The organism is Mesorhizobium sp. B2-4-12 (assembly GCF_006441575.1).
In the GTDB taxonomy this organism is placed as follows: domain Bacteria; phylum Pseudomonadota; class Alphaproteobacteria; order Rhizobiales; family Rhizobiaceae; genus Mesorhizobium.
In genome coordinates, this window is record NZ_VFVC01000011.1 from 99145 (window position 1) to 117790 (window position 18646).

An 18646-nucleotide genomic window follows, 5' to 3' on the forward strand; every position below is an offset into this window, starting at 1 on the left:
ACCAGCCCGCACACCCGATCCCCTCCGAACTTCCCGGACACTCGATGCGTCACCAGCATGCCGTCATCCACCATCGCGCGCTCGACTTCTGGCTGGCGCGTGCCGCGGTGCTTGTCATCATCTGCCTGCAGCTTCTGGTCATCAACGATCTTTCCTTCGGCCCGCGCTGGCTGGCGCCGGCCCTGGAAGCTGCCCTGCTGGTGCCCCTGTCGGTTGCTACTGCCTGGACGCAGGTCGCCACCCAGAAGGCGGTCGAGGAGGAGCACTGGTATCTGGTCGGCCGGTTTCGCGTCATGATCCGCAGGACAGCCCTGGTGATGACCGGCGTCATCAGCGTCATGAATTGCGGTTCACTGGTGTTCCTGGTGCGCGCGCTGCTGGCGGGCCATGCCGGCTCGAGCGGGCAGACGCTGTTGGTCGATGCGCTCAACATCTGGGTCACAAATGTCATCGTCTTTGCCTTGTGGTTCTGGAGCACCGACCGCGGCGGGCCGCCGACCTGCGGCCTTGTCACACGCGCGCATTCCGATTTCCTGTTCCCGCAAATGACCCTGAGCGACCGCGAGATCCGCGACTGGCTGCCGGGCTTCGTCGACTATTTCTTCCTGGCCTTCACCAACGCGACGGCGTTTTCGCCGACCGACACCTTGCCGCTCTCGCAACGCGCCAAGCTGCTGATGATGGCGGAGGCGATGATCTCGCTGCTGACGATCGCGCTGGTCGCGGCCCGCGCCGTCAACATCCTCGCCTGATGCAACTCCAGCCGGATGCGGGCGGGGCCCTCAGCGCCGGGATATGGCAGCGGCCGATCAGGAGCCACAAACGCAAAAAAGCCCGCCCCGGCGAACCGAGGCGGGCTTCCAATCGACCGGGCCATCAGGCACGGTTGTCGACGCTGGTAGAACGGGGGCTATTCCTCCGGGGCTGGCCTGAATTTCCGAACGATCACCTCGAACAGAATATCCGAGATCCACATGGCGCAGACGCCGATGAGAAAAGCCGCCGCCAGCGTGGTCGTGTCGTCATTGGCCAGCGGCAGGCCCGTGGCGCGGGAATACTGGACCAAGGGCAGCGTCAGATAGGCGGCGGCGAGCGCGCCGCAGATCGGCGACGCCACCATCTCGCGCAGCTTGTACCGATGCCGCGACAGCGCGCGCAGCACGCCCCCGGCAAGACCGGCGGCGACGACCGGTCCCTTGATGCCGAGCAGATCGAAGAAGTCATGCATCATTTCATCGTCCTCGCGATGAGGAAGTCGAAGGTCGATCCGGCGCCGAAAAAGCCAATACGCCGAGCAGCATGGCTGGATCCAGGGGAAGTGCCACGACCGTCATGGCTTCCACCCGCACAGTTTCTCGCCCTTGCGGTTGTGCGCCAGCAGCGCCTTGACCTCGGCGTCCGACAGCGCATCGACGGCGTCCGCCGACAGGCGCAGCGGGCTGGATACCGCGCAGAACCCGCCCTTGACGGTTGTGCAGCCGGCCATCACGGCCAGGACCGACACCAGCATCAATCCCTTGCCCATGATTTGAGCTCCTTTCGCGCTGTGGCGGCCGGCAGCGCGCCGATATCGTTCTGGACCTGGTCGGCGATTTCGCGCGCAGCGGCCTCGGCGGCGGCCTGCCGGGCAAGCTCGCTGCGTTCGCCGGCCAGCCGCTGGCGAACGCCCCAACCGAGTGCCGCGAGGACGGCCGCTCCGATGCCCAGAATGGTTGGACTGCCGAGCAGGAAAGCGAGGAGCGCGCTCATTGGTTCGGTGCGTCCTTGACCAGATAGCCGACGGCAAAGACGGCGATCGGCAGAAGCGTGGCCCACGTCTCGGCGTCATACCAGGCTGGCCAGATGTTGCGCACGAAGACGCCGGAAACCGAGACTGCCGCGGCGGCGATGGTCGCGGCCGTCAGCTTGTTGGTCGGACGGATGGTCGGCTGGATGACGGTGGCCATGATCAGAATATCCCTTGCAGGGCGACGGTGATGTGGTGCCAGGCGGCATAGGCAAGCAGCAGGCAGGCGGCGACGAACCCACCTGTCTTTGCGGCAAGCGGGATGCCGGGGCGGTGAGGTTCCGGCGATACCGGTTCGGCCGCGGGCGCCTCGCCAGCGGGTGTTTCGACTCGAGGCGATCGCTGGACCGGTTCAGGCGCGGGCGCCGGCTTTGCAGGCTGCACCGGCGCGGGCACTGTCGCGGGGGCCGACATCAGCAGGGCCTGGGCCCGCACCGACCTGACGCGATCGGACCAGCCGCGCCCGAATGTCGCCCATGTCGGCAATCGCCTGAGAAACGCCAGTCGCGCATCGCAGAGTTGGTCAATGACGACGCCGGCCGGCTTTGCCCTGACTGCCGCGAGCGTCGCCGGCCCGATGCGTCCGTCCTGGGAGACGCCTATGGTTGCCTGAAAGTATTTGGCCGCCCTGCCCGGCCCACTGTTCACCGCGAAATCGAACACGGCGTAGTCGACGCCATCAGGCAGCTCGGCACCGAGCACAGCGTCCCAATAGAACCGCCGATACACCGTGGCGATCTGGGTATCGTTGATCTTCTTCAGATCGGCCTTGCTGGCATCAGCCTTCACGTAGCGGCGGAAGTTCGCCAGCGTCACGCCCTTCATGGTGGCGCCACCCGGATCGGCCGGATTATCCGACCAGCCACCTTCGGATTTCAAGACGAGCGCAAGCGCCCGCGCGAAGTTGCGGTCCATGGGGGTTCCTTCTATTTTCGGGAAATGGGGAATTTCATAGTTGAGCAGGTGCGCGACGGCGTGCCCGTGAAGCGCGCCGAGGTTCAGGCAGGCAGCGATGTTGAGGCGGCGAAGACGTGGGGACCGGTTGAGATGCCACTAGGCCTTGAGCCGACCGCCGGGCAATGGATCCGCGTCGCGGCATGTTGCGAGTGGTAGGACGATCTGGTTTCAGGTGGTGTAGCTGTGCGGGTGAGTTGCTTCGATATGCGCCGCAGCTTACAATGGCCACCGAAAGCGAGGCATGATGTTTGCTCGGATGTTGAACTGGCTGGTGAGTAGGAAACGCGTTCTCGTCTACCACGGCGATGGCAGGCGCAGCGACCGCAAGGTGTTTCAGGCTTTTCAGAACGGCGCGCCCGTCGAGTTCGATGGCGAGGTGCTGATTGTGGAGCGCGGCGATGGCCGATAGATTTTCAGGCCAACAGCGCCAGATTTACAACAACACGATTGACGCTCTGCCAAGCGACAGCGGATTCTTGTTCACCAACGGTCGGTCGAATCCTAACGATCTCGTTGAAGAAATCGCTGAGTTATTGAGGGCTAGGGAATTGGCTGAAGAAAGTGGCGTTGCCGAGTGGGACAACGCATTGACCTATGAGGCCGCGGCGATGTTCCTGATCGCCAAAATAAAATCTCGCTAGGCCTCGAAGAAGCCGGCCCACCTGGTCGTAGCGAAATGTGCGGCCAGCTCGGCGAAGTTCTCAACCGCCTCCGAACGGCTCCACGTCCGCTGACGCTGGAACGGGCTCCTGGTCTCGGCCGGCGGCAGTCCAAGGAAATCGAACACCTGCGGAAGGCTTTCCTTGATCTGCTCATAGGTCACATGAAACGCCGGTAGACCCGCCACTGCTGCGGCTGTCTCTGCGTTTTCCTGTTCCCATTGGACAAAGCGGCGTTTGGCGTCATCGGGATCAGCGACAAAGCTGCGCGCCTTGAACTCACCGAGGTCAGATCGCCAGGCATTGTTTATCTGCGCCAGTCGCATCGAAATGAACTGGTCGAGCAGGTTTTCGCGAGTGACAAGCAAGACCTTGTAGCCGAAGGCCTTCAACGCCGGCACTATGTCCGGATGCTGCTGCATTGAATAGAGCGGCAGCTTGAAGCCGACCGCTTGCCCTGACAACCGATGGATGCGCCGTTCAAGGTAGCGGCTGATGTCGGGTTCGCCACTGTGGATGAAGGGCTGCGGCTCCTTTCGGAAGAACGCCTTAATGCCTCGACGCGACGCAGACGGCGAGAATAACTCGCCGAGGCAAGTCGCATCGGGGTGAGAGTTGAGCAGACCTTGAAGGAAGCTAGATCCTTGCCGGCCGACAAAAGCGATCACGAAAAGTTGTTGCATCGTAATTGCGTTTAACAACGAGACGATCGAGTCGTCAAAGGGTTTAGTTGATCAGCCCGTGGTTTCGAAGCGCATCTTCGATAGCTTTGATACGTTGAGAGGCATCGCGCGCGGCATTATCGAGCGCCTGCACAGTAGCCTGCACGTAAGCGCCGGTATGCGCCTGGCCGGCATAGGCTGCAAACGCCCCTTTCAGGGCCGTGCCAGTGCCTGCCGTCCAGCCAATTTCCCTTGCTTTAAGGACCTGGTTGCCGCTGATCTTGATGACGTTGTCGAAGGAATAACCGTTCGCTGCGCCAGCAAAGGCCAATGCATCGACTGAATGGGTAATGGTGACATCACCATTGGCGTAGTTGATGACACCGCCCGAGGCGAGGAAAAGATCGGACCAGGACTTGGTCGCCGATCCGATTGCGCCGCCATCATTGGCCTGCGGTACATGGCCTGCGTCCCAAGTGTACCCGCCGGACAGCTTGCCGATCGTGCTAGGCCCGTTGTCGGTGACGGTCAGCGCGGAGTCGTACTTGTTGCGCGCGCCGATGAACGTTCGGTCGGCCCCAGCCGCCGTCCGGATATGGTCGACGCCGCCCTTGTAGATCGAGTTTTCGTCGATGATGGTGTCGTCACTGTTGCCGGCGCAGAAGATTGCCGAGTTGGCCGGCACGAAGCCGCCCCCGACACTCGCCAGCGGCTGGATCGTGTTGCGCTTGACGACGGCTCCGCTCGAGTTTTCCAGATAAAGCAGCGCCTGGCCGGCGCCCGTGTAGTTTCCGAGATAGGAAGGCGTCTCCATCCAATTCTCAATGATGTGTGCGTCGCCATTGATGCCTGACAGATACACGCATTCAGCCCGATGCGTGATGTTGTTGTTCCGGAGAACGAATTGCCGAGCGCCACCCACGAGTGTTGCGTAGATACCGATGCCGGTGCCATGGATTGTGTTGCGCAGGATGCTAAGGCTGTCGCCACCTTTTTCGATCAGCACGCCGTTCTCTATCCAGCTGTCCTGGATGGTGCCGCGGAATAGGCCGTTTGCATTTCCAATCGAGTTGTTGAGACGAATACCGTCCGTTCCGAACGGGCCAATATAGAGCCGCTCCATCACCCAGTTGCTCAGGAATTCGGCGGCATCATTGAGAGCAACCTCAATGCCATACGTGCCACCGTTCGCGGCAGAGGGAGAAACCCCGAAGTCTCGCCAGACCCTGAAAGTGTTGTCATCGGCAACGCCTGTTTGGGGAGCGATCATCACCGCCGATTGTCCCGCGAGCGTCGAGACGATGCGCGAAAGATACTGGCCGTCGCCGGTGACGGATCGCGCCTTGAGCTGCACCGGGCCGTCGCAGACATAAACACCAGCTGGAATATGCATGTTCTCGCCACGGTTCTGGGCGTAGAGCATCGCGTCATTGAGCTTCGCGGTATTGTCAGAAACGTTCGGATGCGCGCCAAACAGCCTGATATGCGCCCTGTTCTCGGTCAGTTTTGCCCATTTTGAAATGTTGGGCATGGCAAAGCTGCCCTTTTCGGCAGGGTCAGCTCCGACCACCTGGTACAAGCCCCCGCCGCCATCGCCAGCGCTGCCAAACCCTGCGGTCCGAACGAAGGCTGGCACCGTCGTAAGAGTGTATGCCGCGGCTTCGGTGACGCTGGTGAACTCTTTTGGAGCCGCAATTGCCGCGCTTGCAGCGGCGGCCGTCGCCGAACCTGCCGCCGCCGTCGCAGAATTCCCGGCGTTAGTTGCCGAGGTGGAAGCGCCCGACGCTGACCCGGCGGCTGCGGTCGCTGAGTTCCCGGCATTGGTGGCGCTTGTCCCGGCGAAACTCGCCGAGCCGGATGCCGCCGTGGCCGAATTGCTGGCATTCGTCGCCGATGTCGCGGCATTGGTCGCGCTGGTTGAAGCTGCTGTAGAGCTTGTCGCGGCGGCACTCGCCGATCCGGCGGCGGCCGTCGCTGCGGTCTGTGCATCGGTCACAGCGGTATCGGAAAAGTAGAAGCCGATAGAAATGGCCGTGTCGCCGATCACCGGGTCGAGCATGTTGAAAACGAACGTCTTCCCGCCGTTGGCCGTGCCTTCGGCGACGTGCACCGTCGTGCCCTTCTGCATCGTCCGCGCGGTGCGCGCGTCGGCGGCGCGGAACCACTGGCCTTCGCTCGCCGTATAAATGCCGTTCTGGCTTGCATCGGCCTGGTTCTTCACCAGCACCCGGTCGCCCACTTCGGCGGCCACGCCATCGATGGCTTGCAGCCCATAGAGGGCAATGTTGGCCGTGGTCGCCAGGCGCACGGGTTCGCGTTCGCCGGTCAACAGGCGAACGGCGGCAGTTGCAGGTCGGGCCATAAGGCAATCTCCATGAAAGAAGCCTCGCGGAAGCGAGGTTTGGAAAGTTGTGGGTAAGGTGGCGCGCGCCGGCTATTTGTTAGAATCGAACGAGCGCGTTCATGGCCGAATTGTTGGATTTTCGGTTGGACGCTTGGATGGCATCGTTGAGGTCGCTCATCCTCGCGGTGATGACGGTGTTCACGTTGCCATTTGGTCCGGCCCGGTCGGACGGCCTGGATCAGGCGAGATCTGCCCCAAAGGTGTGCTCTTCAAATCACTTGAGTCCGGGGCAATCGCAACCGTTACCCGACATGGCTTCGGCTACGCCTACTTCACGATGGAACGCGATCACTTGCAGCCAGCCGTGGCGGCGGAGATCCTGACGAAGGAAGGCGAGCATGGATTCATCTATGGGCCGATGCGCTCTTATATGTTTGTGGTGGACCCGGAAACCCTCAAAGACTTCACCTGAGATCTGAAGACGGAGGCGATCCCAATGCTTTCTACACAATCAGGGCCGATGACGGCGAGGAAACGCTATTCACTCTCAGCTATAACGGCTGCGCCCCTTAGTTCAGAGGTGATGAATGGTTCATCACCCTCGACGCAAGCCAAAGATGGGCTCGAGGGCAGCGCTCGGCAGCGCCCGCATTAAATTGCGGATCCTGACCCAACGTCTTCCAGCGCCCCGCTAGGAGAGAAACTCGCCACATGTTCGAGTTAGCCCTTAAGGAACCCTATCAGCCACCCCTGAGGTTTACCGAAGCCCCGGGCGGAAGTCCCTTTACCTTGGCTATGACCTGCCCCATTATGTGCCAATAAACTTCCAAATCCGACAGTTCCTGGTTTGAGATGTCGTCTTCTCCACCGAGGAAAAGTGGCCTCTTATAGCCAATGCACTGGTCATAGCCAGGTTGCGTACCGCCGGCCGCCAGCCAATCCTCCAAATATATGTTGGCGGACAGCGCCGCGTCAGGATTTTCCACGACCAACACGTCATGGAAAGTCACGATATTGTTGGGAATTTCAAGCGCTTCGGCTGTACCTGGCTCAAACAGAACCACTCCAGGCTGTCCTTCCTCGAGTCTCTGAGAGTCGAGTGCAAACGCAGAGCCCTGCCAATCGTAGCCAAAGCAGGTGACGCGTCCATTGGTTTCTGGGAAGGCGAGATTGATCCTCGCATTCCACACTGGCACGTCCTGTGGGCGGATGATCCGGTACAAACCTTGCTGGAAAGATGCGCCTCCAAAACTATCTAGCAGTTCGTTCAGGCCAGGGATCCCAGTATCCACAACAGGCGTACCCGGGTCCGTTGCAACCCTGCCTTCGACGGGAAAATTCTGCCGGAATGTCTCGAACACTATCGCTCTCCAATCGTGACTTTATTGATGGCCGTTCCAATGGGTAGATGCTTAATCTGATTCCATATCTGCGCGCCCACACTTCGATTTACGCTCGAATCCAATATGGCAAAGTTGGACAGCTGATGAAGCCCTCCCAATTGCAGGTCGATGACGTGATCAATATCGTGGCCGAATGGAATTAGAAATCCGGCAGCTTTGAAAATTTTCCGCGCGGATCTCCCTTTGCGAACAGCTTGGCTAACCACGGTTACGGCTTCCGTTAACATCTTCACCTTGAGGTCCGCGGCCGCCCGCTGCGCGGCGTTCCAATGAGGCATGTAGGTTACATGTAGGTCTTGGCCAACCGAGGCCGGGCCGATTGGAACCGCATGTTGGGCAGGCGGAGGGGCCTCCGCGATCGCTGTATCTGAAGCAACTTCTGCCGCTGCGGGCTCGACAATATGTTCGGAAGAGGATGCTCGCCGCCTGAACCACTGTGCCGTCTGGCGCTGGACCGCGCCAAGGCCTTCGCCAGCGATGGTGCTTCCAGCGCCCCCAAAGAAGCCGGCAGTTGCCCCGCTGCCAACGGGCTGGTCGCGACCGGTGGCCTCCACTGCGCCGTACCCAGCACCTTCAACGCCCATAAGGCCGGCGCGAGCGAGAAGGCCGGACAAGCCCTCCATCGAGGCTGTGCCAAACCTGCCGGTGAGTGTAATGCCCGCCTTTCCAAGGCCGTTGCCACTCAGATACGCGCCAAGCATTCCCGCAGCGGTTCCTGCGGAGCCAGCCCGATCTCTCGCATCCTGTGTTCCGGCACGTTCAGCGGCGAGTTGGTCCTCGTAGCTGCTACCAGAGATCAGCGAATTCATGGTGGCCGCGAATTTGTCCGCGTACCCAAATGTCGCACCATCGGCCATCAGACGGACGGTGTCATTGAGCGCCACGAGCGGCTTAAGATAAATCGGCAGTGCGTCGAACGCCGCCAGATTCCGGTTCACGCGTTCCTCTGCGGATACGGGAACTGCGTTGTTCGCAATGCTTCGCGCAATCCGGGACTGGTTCTCGTCGCTCAGTTGCAGCGCCGTGGCTGCCAAAACACCCGTATCAGACGTACCCGCGAACAGATCTCGCAGCACTGCGTCCCGGTCGCGTTGCGGCACGCTCTCATCGTTCAAGGTGTCGACGAGGTCTTTAACGACAGACGGCGGAAGCGGCTGGACTTGCTTGATTCCAAGCTGCAGCTGCACCGCGACAGAGCGGGCGATCGCCTTCTGATAGGCAGCCGGATCGTAGCTGTCCTGGCTCGATACCGCGTTCCAGTATGTGTCCGCTGTCGAGTCGATTTTGCGAACAAAGTCGGCTGGGCCGGCTGCTCGAGCCTGCAAAACCTGACTGGCCGCAGCCGCCGTTATGTCAAATTCCGCTTGATCCTGTTCCGGAGTGGGGCTGCCCGGCTTGGGCTTGGCCGCGAGCACTTTTGCATCGATGGCATCTTTCGGCATTCTGACCATGCCGAATGCCTGATGACCGACCTGGAACGTCCGTTCGAGATCCAGAGATTGGTTGCCGCCCTCCTCGGCGCCATAGACCGCGGCGAAGTCTGCATCTTCCGGTCTCTTTCCGGAATAAGAGCCGGTGTACATGAGGGCGTCTGGCGCATTCTGGTGGGCGAGTTGGACATTGGTGCGCGCATCGAAGAGCTGCGTAGTGATGGCGACTTGCGCCTTCTGACCAAGGTCCTGCAGATCGTTCTGCGGCAGGTCAGCAATCCATGGAACTGCCGCCAAGGCGGCGGTTCTGTCGGCCGCAACTGCCGGTGCTCTGGAGCCGGCGTTCAAAAGAGGCACCGTGCCACTCACAGCGCTGGCCGTCTCGTCCTCGCTACTCGCACCAGCTTCTTGCCTGCCACCAACGGCTTGGGCGGTGTCGTCCTTGGTCCGGCCCTGCGCCGCGCCCAGTATCTCGGCGGCCCGCTTCGGATCCTGGGCGATGATCGCCTGGATCAGCGCCTTGGCCGTGTTGGTGCGCCAGGCGGCTTCCGCCGCTTGCCGGGCAAGCGGGTTGCCGATCTTGGCGATCAGGTCGAACCCGCTCTGCCGGATCGCCTCGAAGTTTGCGGTGTCGTTCGGGTCGCTTTTTGCGATGGCGCTGGTGGACATGGTGTCGACCTTGCTCCACTCGGCCAACTCATAATCGTCGCGCCGCTGAAGCTGCCGCTGCGCCATGCGGTCAGAGCCGGCCTCGCGCAGCGCTTCCTTCTGTTTGGCAAAGTTGGCTCGCTGGCTCTTGGGTATGTTGGGCAAGGCGGCATCGAACAGCGTGTCGAACAGGCCAGTCTTCACCACCCGGCCATTGCGCGGATCGACCTGGCCATACATGGCGTCGTGCAGGCCGGCGCCGTCGGCCGGCGCGTTGGCCGTCACCTCGTCTTCCGCCTGCGCGATCTGGCCATTGAAACGGCGGCGCGCCAGCTCGGCGTCGAACGCCTCCTGCCGCTCCGTCATCTGCCGGTAGTGCTCGGCGAGAGCGGAAAGGCCGTCGCCAAAACCTTGCATGGCGGCGCCGAGAGGCGATCCCTGGGGGTATTGCGGCGCGTTGCCGGTATCGAGCCGGCGCTGGCCAACGGAGAGCGGAATGATGTGCACCATTTCAGTAGAGTCCCGAATAGCCGCCGGCGATGGCCGCGCTCGCCCGGGGCGAAAGTGCCGAACCTCCGAGGGTCACTGCCTTGGCTGGATCGTAGATTTTGGAGAGGCCACCAACGAGCGCACTGCCGGCGTCGACGATCGAACCCGTCATCGCCTGCTTGCCTTGAAAGCGGGAGATGGCGGCCTGACTGTTGAGGTTGTTCTGGCGCAGCTGCGAGCTGTATTGGAGCGCCTTGAGGTCCATCTGGCCTTGCCTGGCATTCGCCGCCAGCACCTCGGTCGGCGAGCCCGCGATGCCGACGCCGGAGGCGCCGGCCTGGGCGCGCGCCTGCGCCTGTAAGAGGCCCTGCTTGTGGCGCTCCTGGCTCTGCTCGAAGGCAGCGCTTTGCGCCTCGGCCTGCGCCTGTTGCTCGTAGGCCTTGGCCTGGTAATCGGCCAATTGCTGCTGCTGGACGCCCTGCATCAGGGCGCCGCCGACCGAAATGGCCGTACCGAGAAGAGCTAATGTGCACATGGTCAGCCTCGTGTGGATGCGGGAACGGGTTTTTTCTTCGCGCCCGCCAGCGGCGCGCGAAGCGACGGGCGCGGGTCGAGCGCGCCGCCGGGGCGGATCAGCGAAAGCAGGATCCGGTCGGCCTGCAGGCCGGCACGGCTGAGCCGCGCCGGGGCCGCGGCGCGCGGGCCGGCCATGGCGGCGCGGCGCGTGGCCGCCAGATTGGCCTTGAGGTCGCAAAGCCCGGCGGCATCGAACAGGCCGTTGGCGGTGGCAATGGTGCGGATCAGCGCATCGGCCTCGAACAGCTCCTGGCGCAGCTCCTCGACCAGCCGGCGGACGGCGGACCAATGCTTGCCGAGCAATGCGGCCCTGGCGCCGGTCTCCCCACCCAGCGCCTCGATGTCGGCGCGCGCCTCGGCGGCGGCGGCGGCACCGCGGCGCTCGTCCGCCGCGGCAATGGTTTTTTCCAGCACCGCGATCGCGTCATTGTTGTCGTCCACGGCCGCGCGTGCCGCGGCAAGGTCGCCGTCGCCAAAGACGGCGCGGTCTTCCGCCTGCCGCAGGCCAGGCCGGTTGGCGATCGCAGCGCTGAGGTCGGTGTCGAGCAGAGCGATGACGGCCGCGAAATCGGCAGCCGTCCGCGCCCTGCCGAGCTGTTCGGCATAGGGAGATGTGGTCACAGGTGGGTTCCTTCGTGAAGTGGGACAGGCGAGGCGGCGGAGAGCTAATCTCCCCCCAAGTGGGGGAGATGTCCGGCAGGACAGAGGGGGGCGCGAAGGATCGCGGCGGCGGCCGGGGAGCCAATCTCGAGACTCTGAATGGCTATCGAAGCGGCTGGTAGAGCAGCGGTCAGGTTTCGGTCCAGCAAGGTGTAGGCATCAACTGGGTAGGCCGGCGGGACAGCGCCCCCCTCTGCCCTGCCGGGCATCTCCCCCACTAGGGGGGAGATTGGCCGTCATCAACGGCTTCGCCAATTCTCCAGCGCCGGCCGTTAGGGCTCCGCGTCAAACACCGGGGTGAAGGCACGGATCGTGCAGGGTGTCGGGTTGACGTGGCGGATCCGCACCTTGCCCTGCCCTTCCCAGCTGTCGTCGATCGGCACCTCGACATTGCCGGTGAACAGCGTCGCCCTGCCATCCGGCGCGACGATCGAGGGCATGCGCACCGGCTCCCAGCGGCCGCGCATGAAGGACTGTACCTGAAGCCCCGTGGTATCGGTTTCGAGCAACGACAGGATTGCCTTGGCCACCTTCTTACGGCGACCGATGATGGAACCGTCGCGACCGCCGACGTCGAGTTCCAGCGTGTCGGCGCCCGCCGCATAGGGCAGGCCGAGCTGCCATTTGGCGGCGGTCGAGCCACCCGGCAGCGTCACGGTGCCGCCGCCGCTAACGGTGAGGCCACGGTAGACCTTGCCATCGGCCAGCACATCGACGGACTGGCCGGCGAGATGCGCCGCACCACCGACCATGGCCACCGCGGCACCCGTATAGGTGAGGCCGCAGTCGACCTCGAAGGCATCGCCGATGGCGCCGTATTCGAACGGCGCGGTCTTGATCTCGATATAGCGTTTCGTCACACCGCCTATGGTGCGCTTGACGACCAGCCAGAGATCGTCATTTCCATCCTGGCCGGGCGTCACGGCGGCACTTTCGACAACCGCCCATCCCGCGCCACTGAAGGCACCGCCGAGCCGATGCCGGTGCATGCCGCGCACCTCCTGGCTGGGCTGGTGGGTGTAGCCGCCAAGCTCGCCATTATCGAGCGGGAACCACAGCAGCGGGTCGGGATCGGTCTGGAAGGCCAGTTCGACCACGCCTTGCTTTGGTATATGCTCGGAAATCTGCCCGACATCGTCCGAAGTGAAACGGCTCTGCGCGGTCTGCGTCAGCTCGGCGATCGATTTGCGCGAGCGCGTGACATAGAGAAACGACTGGCCGGCATCGACCGGGCGGATGCGGGCGCAGCCGAACGTGCGCGAGCGCCGGTTCTTGAACGAGGATGGCGTCAGGGCCTCGTCTATGCCCGAGCCCGACAAAGCGCGCACGCCGCCCGAGGTGCCGATCAGCAGCGCGCCGTCGGAATCGGCGATCCAGACGATGTCGTTGGCCTGTCCGCCGCCGGCCTGGATGAACTCCAGCGCATCGTCATCCTTCTCGCCAAGCGCGAAATTGTCGAAGTCGCCGGTGGCCGAGGCATAGACCGAGAATTTGCGACTGAAGGCCAGGCGTTCTTCATAGAGCGAACCGCTCTCGACATATTTGCCGGGCACGAATGTGCCGAGCCGCCAGCGGGTTATCGGCGAGAGATCTGGAAGCGCGTGGCCATAGAGTCTGATCTTGACCACCGTGGTGCTGGTGCGGCCGGTAATCTTGGCCCAGCGCCACACATTGTCGCCGCCGAGCAGCCGGATGGCGCGGCCGACGTCGGTCGATTGGAATCCTGCGTCGTTATTGATGCCGACGATCGATGACGCGGTCAGGTCGAAAGGTGTCATCGTATCGCCGTTTTCAGCCATGGCCAGTTCGGCCATGCTGGTGACGGTCGCGTCACCGCCGCCGCCACCCGAAAACTTGAACCAATAATACTGGTAGGTGGTCGCGTTCTGGAAATCGAAGAAACGCACTTCCGATCCCGACCAACCGATCTCGCCGGCACGACTATCGAGAGTTGTGTAGTTTATCCCGTCATTCGAGCCTGAGAGCACCCACGCAGTTGCCATGTCGCCATTGCTGGTGACATTGTCGGTGCACGCGATCCAATAGGCGTTGACCGCCTTCCCCCGGCCGGACGGGAATTGGTATTGGACAAAGCCGCTGCTTCCGTCCCCCACCTTCACATATTGGTTGAAGTCGCGATCGAAAATCTTCCAACTGCTCGAGCCGGTTCCATCGTCCGTCACCGTCCCGCTCGGCGCGGTCGAGGCTGTCATCTTCGGGGTCGCGTGACCGGTGTTGGCCGGGGTCAGCGTGGTAGCCGTTGCGTTGATGTCGTCGTAGGGACCATCGAGGAACTCGAAATCCGTCAGCGCCCAACTCGCGTGCGCCGTGCGCGTCAGCACCTTGAGCGGATAGTCGCGATGGCTGATCCACATCTGGTCGGCCGACTGGACATAGGCGAGTTCGAACAGGTCCGCTTCCAGATAGGGTGAAGCGATCTCCACCGTGCCGACGCGCGCCCCATAGGCGTAGACGCGAATATACTGGTCGCCAAATTCGAGCGCGTAGGCCTGGTCGGCAGAGAAGATGAACGGGATCAGCCGCGTCTTCTTTGCCGATGTCTTGACCTCGCCGGCGAAATAGGTGCCGCCGCGCTTGCGGATGCCGCCATGCGGCAGGGTGACGAAGTTCTCGCATCTGGCGAGTGCAGCACGATAGAAATCGAGCGACGCGCGCGCATGCAGGCGCGGCGAGATCTCGCCACGGGTGAAGACGTCCTGGACCGGATAGAGCGCCGTCATCAGCGTGCAACCCTGGTGTCGCCGCGCTGGATCGACCAGGAGGCGGTGTAGAATCGGCCGCCGCGCTGGATCGCGTTGGCGTTGAGGGCGGCATCCAGCGCCCGGTCATAGGCCGAGCGCGCAGTGTCGATCATGCCGGATTTGTGGGTCAGCGGATGCGCCACTTTGATGGCGAGGGCTGCCACCAGCACCTCGGTGAACAGCGCATCCCAATCGTTGGGGTCGGTGAGGTTGGCGATGTAGCGGACCGTCAGCGGACCCGGCTGGTCGCAATAGATAAGCCCCGCCTCCTGCCGCCACGAGATCGGCACGCCGTCCGGTTCGCCATTGTGGGTCAACGGCAGCGGCCGCAAGCAGTCGGCCGGAAGTTCGTAGGCAACGTTCAGGCCGCAATCATTGCCGCCGGTGTCGGAGCCTATCACCGTGGCGCGCAGGATCGCGAACACCCAGGCATATCTGGTCAGTTCGGCCTCGCGCGTAAGGTCGAAATGCAGGTTGAGCAGCCGCGCCGCCTTGACGTCCTGGTCAAGACTGTCGATCGGCGCTTCGTCGAGGACGGCCAGCGCCATATTGGCGATATCGAGCGGGGTAATGGCCATGGGTCAGCGCCTCGTGGTTGGGGCATGAAAAAAGCCGCTCTAAGGCGGCTGACTTGTCTGAAAGAGATAGTGCTGAGGTCAGCGCTCCACGACGCGCGCGTGTGCTGGCAGCGGCACCGAGGGCGGGAGCGCCAACGCTCCCGCCCCTTCGCGTCAGCCCAATCAGGCCTCGGTGGTCTTCAGCGCGATGAACGTCATGTTCTTCACGCTCGACGCGGTGCGGTCCCAGTTCGCCGCCAGCGCCAGTTCGGCGTCGGTGGCGAATTCGCCGGCCGAGGAGGCATCGAGGAAGCGGGTGCCGGGAACATGCGGCACGAAATGCCGGCGGCCGACCATTTCGGTGATGCCGCCGCCATGGCCCTGGCGCGGCTTGCGGTCGAACTCAAGCGGCCCGCCCTCGGTGTTGACCGAAAGCTCGTTCCACAGGATCGCCTTGTCCTTGAACATGAAGGCGGTGTAGACGCCCGCCGCCACCGGGATATCGTCGTCGACCACGCAGCGCAGCCCCATGTAATAGGGGATGAGCGGCCCGCCCTGCTCGGAGGACGGCACATAGTCGATGAGGTCGGCGAGCTTCAGCGCCTTCATCTGCTTGGAGTGCATCCAGATCGTCTTGAACTTGTCAGCGCGGTCGCCCATCAGATAGGCCGCCTCGATGATGTCGGTGTCGACGATGGAGGCGCCGGTGGTGCGCACCAGGTCGCCGCCGTCATTGGCGATGTTGTCGGCGACGACGCCCTTGAGGATGCCGAGCAGGGTCAGCTTGTTGGCGCGCTGCCAGTAGTCGGTCTGCCGCTTGACGATCAGCTTCTGCGGATCGTCGCCCGCCAGGATCGAGGTCAGGTCCGGAACGCCCCAGGCCTGGGCACGGACGTTGCGGGCGGCGACCTCGCGGCGCGAGCCGATCTTCTTCATCTCGATGGAATCGGCCGGATCGTCATTGACCGGCTCGGAGGGGTCGTTGCCGAGGTCCTTCCAGCCGGGCATGTCGACGGAGCGGCCGCCCATCGACAGTTTCGAGGAGATGGCCGGGTCGGAAAACAGGATTCCGGCCTGGTAGATTTCGAGCGACTGCACGTGTTCCTCGAAAGCGTATTGCGCATAGACGGACGGAACGATCGCGTCCGCGATACGGGTGTAGGCATCTGCCATTTTTCTCTTCCTTCAGGTTTGGTTTGGCGGTGAAGGTGTGTTGAGATTCAGGTCAGGCCGAGCCGAAAATGATGGCTTTCGAGAACCGGAGGGAGCGGACATTTGGGTCCGTGAGCACCGGAAGCGCGGAAAGCCATCGTTTGCAGGCCGGGATCACCTGAATATCGACACAGCTTAGAGGGGGTTGTTCGGCATCCAGCGGTCCGGATTCTCGCCGGCCTCGCGAGCCAGCCGTTGGGCGCGGGCAGGGTCGCTTTTGACGAGGGCTGAAATCGCCGTCAGGTTGCGTTCGCCGGAGGCGTTGCGCTTGAACGGATTGCCTCCGCCCGAGCGCGCGCCGGCGTCGATGGTGTCTTCGCGGAACATGGCGTCGCCGATGGCGTGGAACGCCCTGGCGATCTGCGGATCGGTCAGCGCCCCGTCAGGCAGAAGGATGCCCTTCGCCTTGTAGGCGTCGACCAGGCCGAGCTTCTTCATCGCCCGGTTGGCGACCTCCAGCTTCTGGCGGAAGCCGTCGCTGTTGGTCGGCCCCCACTCCCGGACAAGATCGTCATGGGTGGCTTCCACCGAGCGGGCGAGCGCGATCTCCTGAGCTTTCGCCTGCTCGGCCATGTAGCCGACGAACTTGTCGTGATAGGCCTGCGCGGTTCTTGGCGAAGCACCTGCTTCGACCGCCCAGGCCTTGGACGCCTGAGCGAGCTCGTCCGAATAGGCGAAGTTTTCCGGCAGGCCTTCCGGCCGGCGGTATTCGACTTTCTCGGATGAGGTGAGCGGACGCATGGTCTCGGGCAGCCGGGCATGAAAACGCTCCCAGTCCTCCCGCGACGCATCCGGGCCGGGAACGCGCAGGCTCTCGCCCTGCTGCCGCTCCAGTTCCGCATAGGATGTGAAAACCCGATCGAGGCTTTCAGGCTTGGTCCAGCCCTTGGTTTCAGCGAGCTTGCGGTTGCCTTCGGAAAGACCGTCAAACCAACTTTTGGCGTCAGGCGCGGCGGACCCGTTTTCCGCACCTGCCGTTGGCCGTACTGGGTTGCCCGCCGGCTGCGCGCGCGCCGCCACGGACCCGGCGTCTGCCAGATCTGTCATGAGTGAGATTCCTTTGTTGGGATTTCGAAGATGTGATGGCGCCGGGCGGCGAAGCTGCCGATCTCCCCCCAAGTGGGGGAGATGGCCGGCAGGCCAGAGGGGGGCGCGAAGGAACGCGGCGTTCGCGTTAGGCCGTAAGGTGCTACCTTCATTGGTGAGCTGAAGTTGACCGGATAGGCTGGCGGGACAGCGCCCCCCTCTGCCCTGCCGGGCATCTCCCCCACTTGGGGGGAGATCAGCAGTTCCAGCGCCTAATTATTATCGCCCCAATTTTCCCACAGCAGCGTTGCCGTACCCGTCACGGCCAGCGTCCCATCCGCATCGATGTCGGTGCCGGTGGCGAACGCCAGGTTGAGATAGAGATCGACCGGCGTCGCCGTGCCATCCAGCGTCACGGCGGCGGCGACATCGGCGATCGAGGCGGTCGACAGGGCCGCGCCGGCGCCATCCAGCGTGCGCCCTGTCGAGGCCAGCACATTGACCATGGTGCCGGCCAGCGTCGCGCTCGACGCGACCGCCGAACCCAGCGACCAGGTCAGTGCCGCACTGTCGTTGATGGTCGAGGCGCGGGTAGTCAGCACCGCGAACTGCAGCCTGGCCGTGCCGCCCTTGAGCGCACCTTGCCGTCGGAAAAGTCGAAGATCTTCTGGCCGGCATAGGCCAGCGCGTCGGTGACCGGCACCTGCATGCCGGCGAAGATGAACACGGTGCGGTAAGAGCCGCCCTGCCCGGTGGTGACGGCCTTCAGGCCGAGCTTGGGCGGGGCAAGGCCGGCCTCGCGGGCGGCGGCACGGGCAAGGGTGCGGGGAAGACCACGCGTCATTCTACGTCTCCATTCTTGGTGGGAATTCGAGGGATGCCGTCGGTCGCGGCAGCTTCAGCCGACAGGCAGACGTGGCGCGAACCGCCTGACTCACTTTGCCAGCCGGCGCCGCTATCGCCTTGTTCGAAAGCCTTCTTTTCGGGATCGCGGTCCATCAACGCCTAAGAAACCATGACTCACTTCGTGACGAAGCACGCCGCCGTTCCGCCGCAATGCGACCGCACTTGGCTGGACATCGGCCCGCGTGGCCTCAAAAGGAGGTTCTTCAGATGATCATCAAGAAAGCGATTTTGGCCGTCCTCATGACCGCCGCCCTTGCCGGCTGCGAAACGCAGACCGAAGGCCAGCAGCGCGCCACCACGGGCGCCCTGCTCGGTGGCGCCGGCGGTGCGCTGGTCGGCCAGGCCATCGGCGGCAACACCAAGAGCACGGTCATCGGCGCGGCCGGCGGCGCGCTGCTCGGCGCCGTCGTCGGCTCGGCCACCACTCCGCAGCCCCGCGGCCAACAGCTCTGCCGCTACCAGGACCGCTACGGCCGCATCTACACCGCGCCCTGCGACGACCGGTATTACAACGGCAATTATTGATTTTTAGCCGCCTTCTCCCCGTTCAACGGGGAGAAGGTCCCGGC

At 63.3% G+C, this 18646-nt stretch carries 22 protein-coding genes; 5 read left to right on the forward strand and 17 right to left on the reverse strand.

Going from position 1 to position 18646, the window contains the following annotated elements; all coding sequences use genetic code 11:
* Window positions 1-44 precede the first annotated feature (44 nt).
* Window positions 45-752, forward strand: coding sequence for a hypothetical protein (locus tag FJ934_RS09565; protein ID WP_140609071.1), 708 nt, complete (start codon window positions 45-47; stop codon window positions 750-752).
* 158 nt (window positions 753-910) lie between these two features.
* On the opposite strand, the gene FJ934_RS09570 is transcribed toward FJ934_RS09565, so the two are convergent.
* The 5 genes from FJ934_RS09570 to FJ934_RS09590 all read right to left on the reverse strand — a co-directional run bounded on the left by FJ934_RS09570 (window position 911) and on the right by FJ934_RS09590 (window position 2701).
* The gene (locus tag FJ934_RS09570; protein ID WP_140609140.1) at window positions 911-1228 is read right to left on the reverse strand and encodes a hypothetical protein; all 318 of its coding nucleotides are present in this window, start codon (window positions 1226-1228) and stop codon (window positions 911-913) included.
* 102 nt (window positions 1229-1330) lie between these two features.
* Window positions 1331-1525 carry a hypothetical protein gene (locus FJ934_RS09575; RefSeq protein ID WP_140609073.1) on the reverse strand — a complete coding sequence of 65 codons (195 nt, stop codon included), beginning with the start codon at window positions 1523-1525 and terminating at the stop codon, window positions 1331-1333.
* On the reverse strand, window positions 1510-1749 hold the full coding sequence (locus FJ934_RS09580) for an ABC transporter permease (protein ID WP_140609075.1): 240 nt from the start codon (window positions 1747-1749) through the stop codon (window positions 1510-1512). Before FJ934_RS09580 ends, FJ934_RS09575 begins: the two co-directional genes overlap by 16 nt.
* Window positions 1746-1946 carry a hypothetical protein gene (locus FJ934_RS09585; protein WP_140609077.1) on the reverse strand — a complete coding sequence of 67 codons (201 nt, stop codon included), beginning with the start codon at window positions 1944-1946 and terminating at the stop codon, window positions 1746-1748. Before FJ934_RS09585 ends, FJ934_RS09580 begins: the two co-directional genes overlap by 4 nt.
* 2 nt (window positions 1947-1948) lie before the next feature.
* Window positions 1949-2701 (reverse strand): glycosyl hydrolase 108 family protein, encoded by a 753-nt coding sequence (locus tag FJ934_RS09590; protein WP_246671473.1) that lies wholly within the window; start codon window positions 2699-2701, stop codon window positions 1949-1951.
* Window positions 2702-3014: 313 nt separating this feature from the next.
* On the opposite strand from FJ934_RS09590, the gene FJ934_RS27940 reads away from it, so the two are divergent.
* Both FJ934_RS27940 and FJ934_RS09595 read left to right on the forward strand, forming a co-directional pair.
* Window positions 3015-3152: a hypothetical protein gene (locus FJ934_RS27940; RefSeq protein ID WP_181165570.1), complete on the forward strand. Its 138-nt coding sequence runs from the start codon at window positions 3015-3017 to the stop codon at window positions 3150-3152.
* Window positions 3142-3384 (forward strand): hypothetical protein, encoded by a 243-nt coding sequence (locus tag FJ934_RS09595; RefSeq protein ID WP_140609079.1) that lies wholly within the window; start codon window positions 3142-3144, stop codon window positions 3382-3384. The genes FJ934_RS27940 and FJ934_RS09595 overlap by 11 nt, the downstream gene beginning before the upstream one ends.
* Here FJ934_RS09595 and FJ934_RS09600 read toward each other — a convergent pair.
* Window positions 3381-4103, reverse strand: a complete 723-nt coding sequence (locus FJ934_RS09600) for a hypothetical protein (protein ID WP_140609081.1) — start codon at window positions 4101-4103, stop codon at window positions 3381-3383. The two genes, FJ934_RS09595 and FJ934_RS09600, sit on opposite strands and share 4 nt — an antisense overlap.
* A gap of 25 nt (window positions 4104-4128) precedes the next feature.
* Window positions 4129-6426 carry a hypothetical protein gene (locus FJ934_RS09605; RefSeq protein WP_140609084.1) on the reverse strand — a complete coding sequence of 766 codons (2298 nt, stop codon included), beginning with the start codon at window positions 6424-6426 and terminating at the stop codon, window positions 4129-4131.
* Between the two features lie 49 nt (window positions 6427-6475).
* On the opposite strand from FJ934_RS09605, the gene FJ934_RS09610 reads away from it, so the two are divergent.
* The gene (locus FJ934_RS09610) at window positions 6476-6880 is read left to right on the forward strand and encodes a hypothetical protein (RefSeq protein WP_140609086.1); all 405 of its coding nucleotides are present in this window, start codon (window positions 6476-6478) and stop codon (window positions 6878-6880) included.
* Between the two features lie 268 nt (window positions 6881-7148).
* Here the strand turns inward: FJ934_RS09610 and FJ934_RS09615 are convergent, their stop codons facing one another.
* The 10 genes from FJ934_RS09615 to FJ934_RS28340 form a co-directional block, all read right to left on the reverse strand.
* The gene (locus FJ934_RS09615; RefSeq protein ID WP_140609088.1) at window positions 7149-7769 is read right to left on the reverse strand and encodes a T6SS immunity protein Tdi1 domain-containing protein; all 621 of its coding nucleotides are present in this window, start codon (window positions 7767-7769) and stop codon (window positions 7149-7151) included.
* Window positions 7769-10399 (reverse strand): hypothetical protein, encoded by a 2631-nt coding sequence (locus FJ934_RS27945; protein ID WP_181165571.1) that lies wholly within the window; start codon window positions 10397-10399, stop codon window positions 7769-7771. The genes FJ934_RS09615 and FJ934_RS27945 overlap by 1 nt, the downstream gene beginning before the upstream one ends.
* A gap of 1 nt (window position 10400) precedes the next feature.
* A complete protein-coding gene (locus FJ934_RS09625; RefSeq protein WP_246671474.1) occupies window positions 10401-10913 on the reverse strand; it encodes a hypothetical protein in 513 nt (170 codons plus the stop codon).
* 2 nt (window positions 10914-10915) lie between these two features.
* Window positions 10916-11575 carry a hypothetical protein gene (locus tag FJ934_RS09630; protein WP_140609090.1) on the reverse strand — a complete coding sequence of 220 codons (660 nt, stop codon included), beginning with the start codon at window positions 11573-11575 and terminating at the stop codon, window positions 10916-10918.
* Window positions 11576-11886: 311 nt separating this feature from the next.
* Entirely contained in the window at window positions 11887-14355 is a 2469-nt protein-coding gene (locus FJ934_RS09635; protein ID WP_140609092.1) for a hypothetical protein, read from the reverse strand.
* Window positions 14355-14954, reverse strand: a complete 600-nt coding sequence (locus tag FJ934_RS09640; protein ID WP_140609094.1) for a hypothetical protein — start codon at window positions 14952-14954, stop codon at window positions 14355-14357. Before FJ934_RS09640 ends, FJ934_RS09635 begins: the two co-directional genes overlap by 1 nt.
* A gap of 162 nt (window positions 14955-15116) precedes the next feature.
* A complete protein-coding gene (locus tag FJ934_RS09645) occupies window positions 15117-16106 on the reverse strand; it encodes a Coat protein (RefSeq protein ID WP_140609096.1) in 990 nt (329 codons plus the stop codon).
* A 174-nt stretch (window positions 16107-16280) separates the two neighbouring features.
* A complete protein-coding gene (locus FJ934_RS09650) occupies window positions 16281-17192 on the reverse strand; it encodes a hypothetical protein (protein WP_140609098.1) in 912 nt (303 codons plus the stop codon).
* Window positions 17193-17443: 251 nt separating this feature from the next.
* A complete protein-coding gene (locus FJ934_RS28335; RefSeq protein ID WP_246671475.1) occupies window positions 17444-17773 on the reverse strand; it encodes a hypothetical protein in 330 nt (109 codons plus the stop codon).
* A complete protein-coding gene (locus FJ934_RS28340) occupies window positions 17767-18015 on the reverse strand; it encodes a hypothetical protein (RefSeq protein WP_246671476.1) in 249 nt (82 codons plus the stop codon). The genes FJ934_RS28335 and FJ934_RS28340 overlap by 7 nt, the downstream gene beginning before the upstream one ends.
* Window positions 18016-18284: 269 nt before the next feature.
* Here FJ934_RS28340 and FJ934_RS09660 point away from each other — a divergent pair, with 269 nt between their 5' ends.
* Window positions 18285-18602, forward strand: a complete 318-nt coding sequence (locus FJ934_RS09660; protein ID WP_140609100.1) for a YMGG-like glycine zipper-containing protein — start codon at window positions 18285-18287, stop codon at window positions 18600-18602.
* The last annotated feature ends 44 nt before the right edge of the window (window positions 18603-18646 follow it).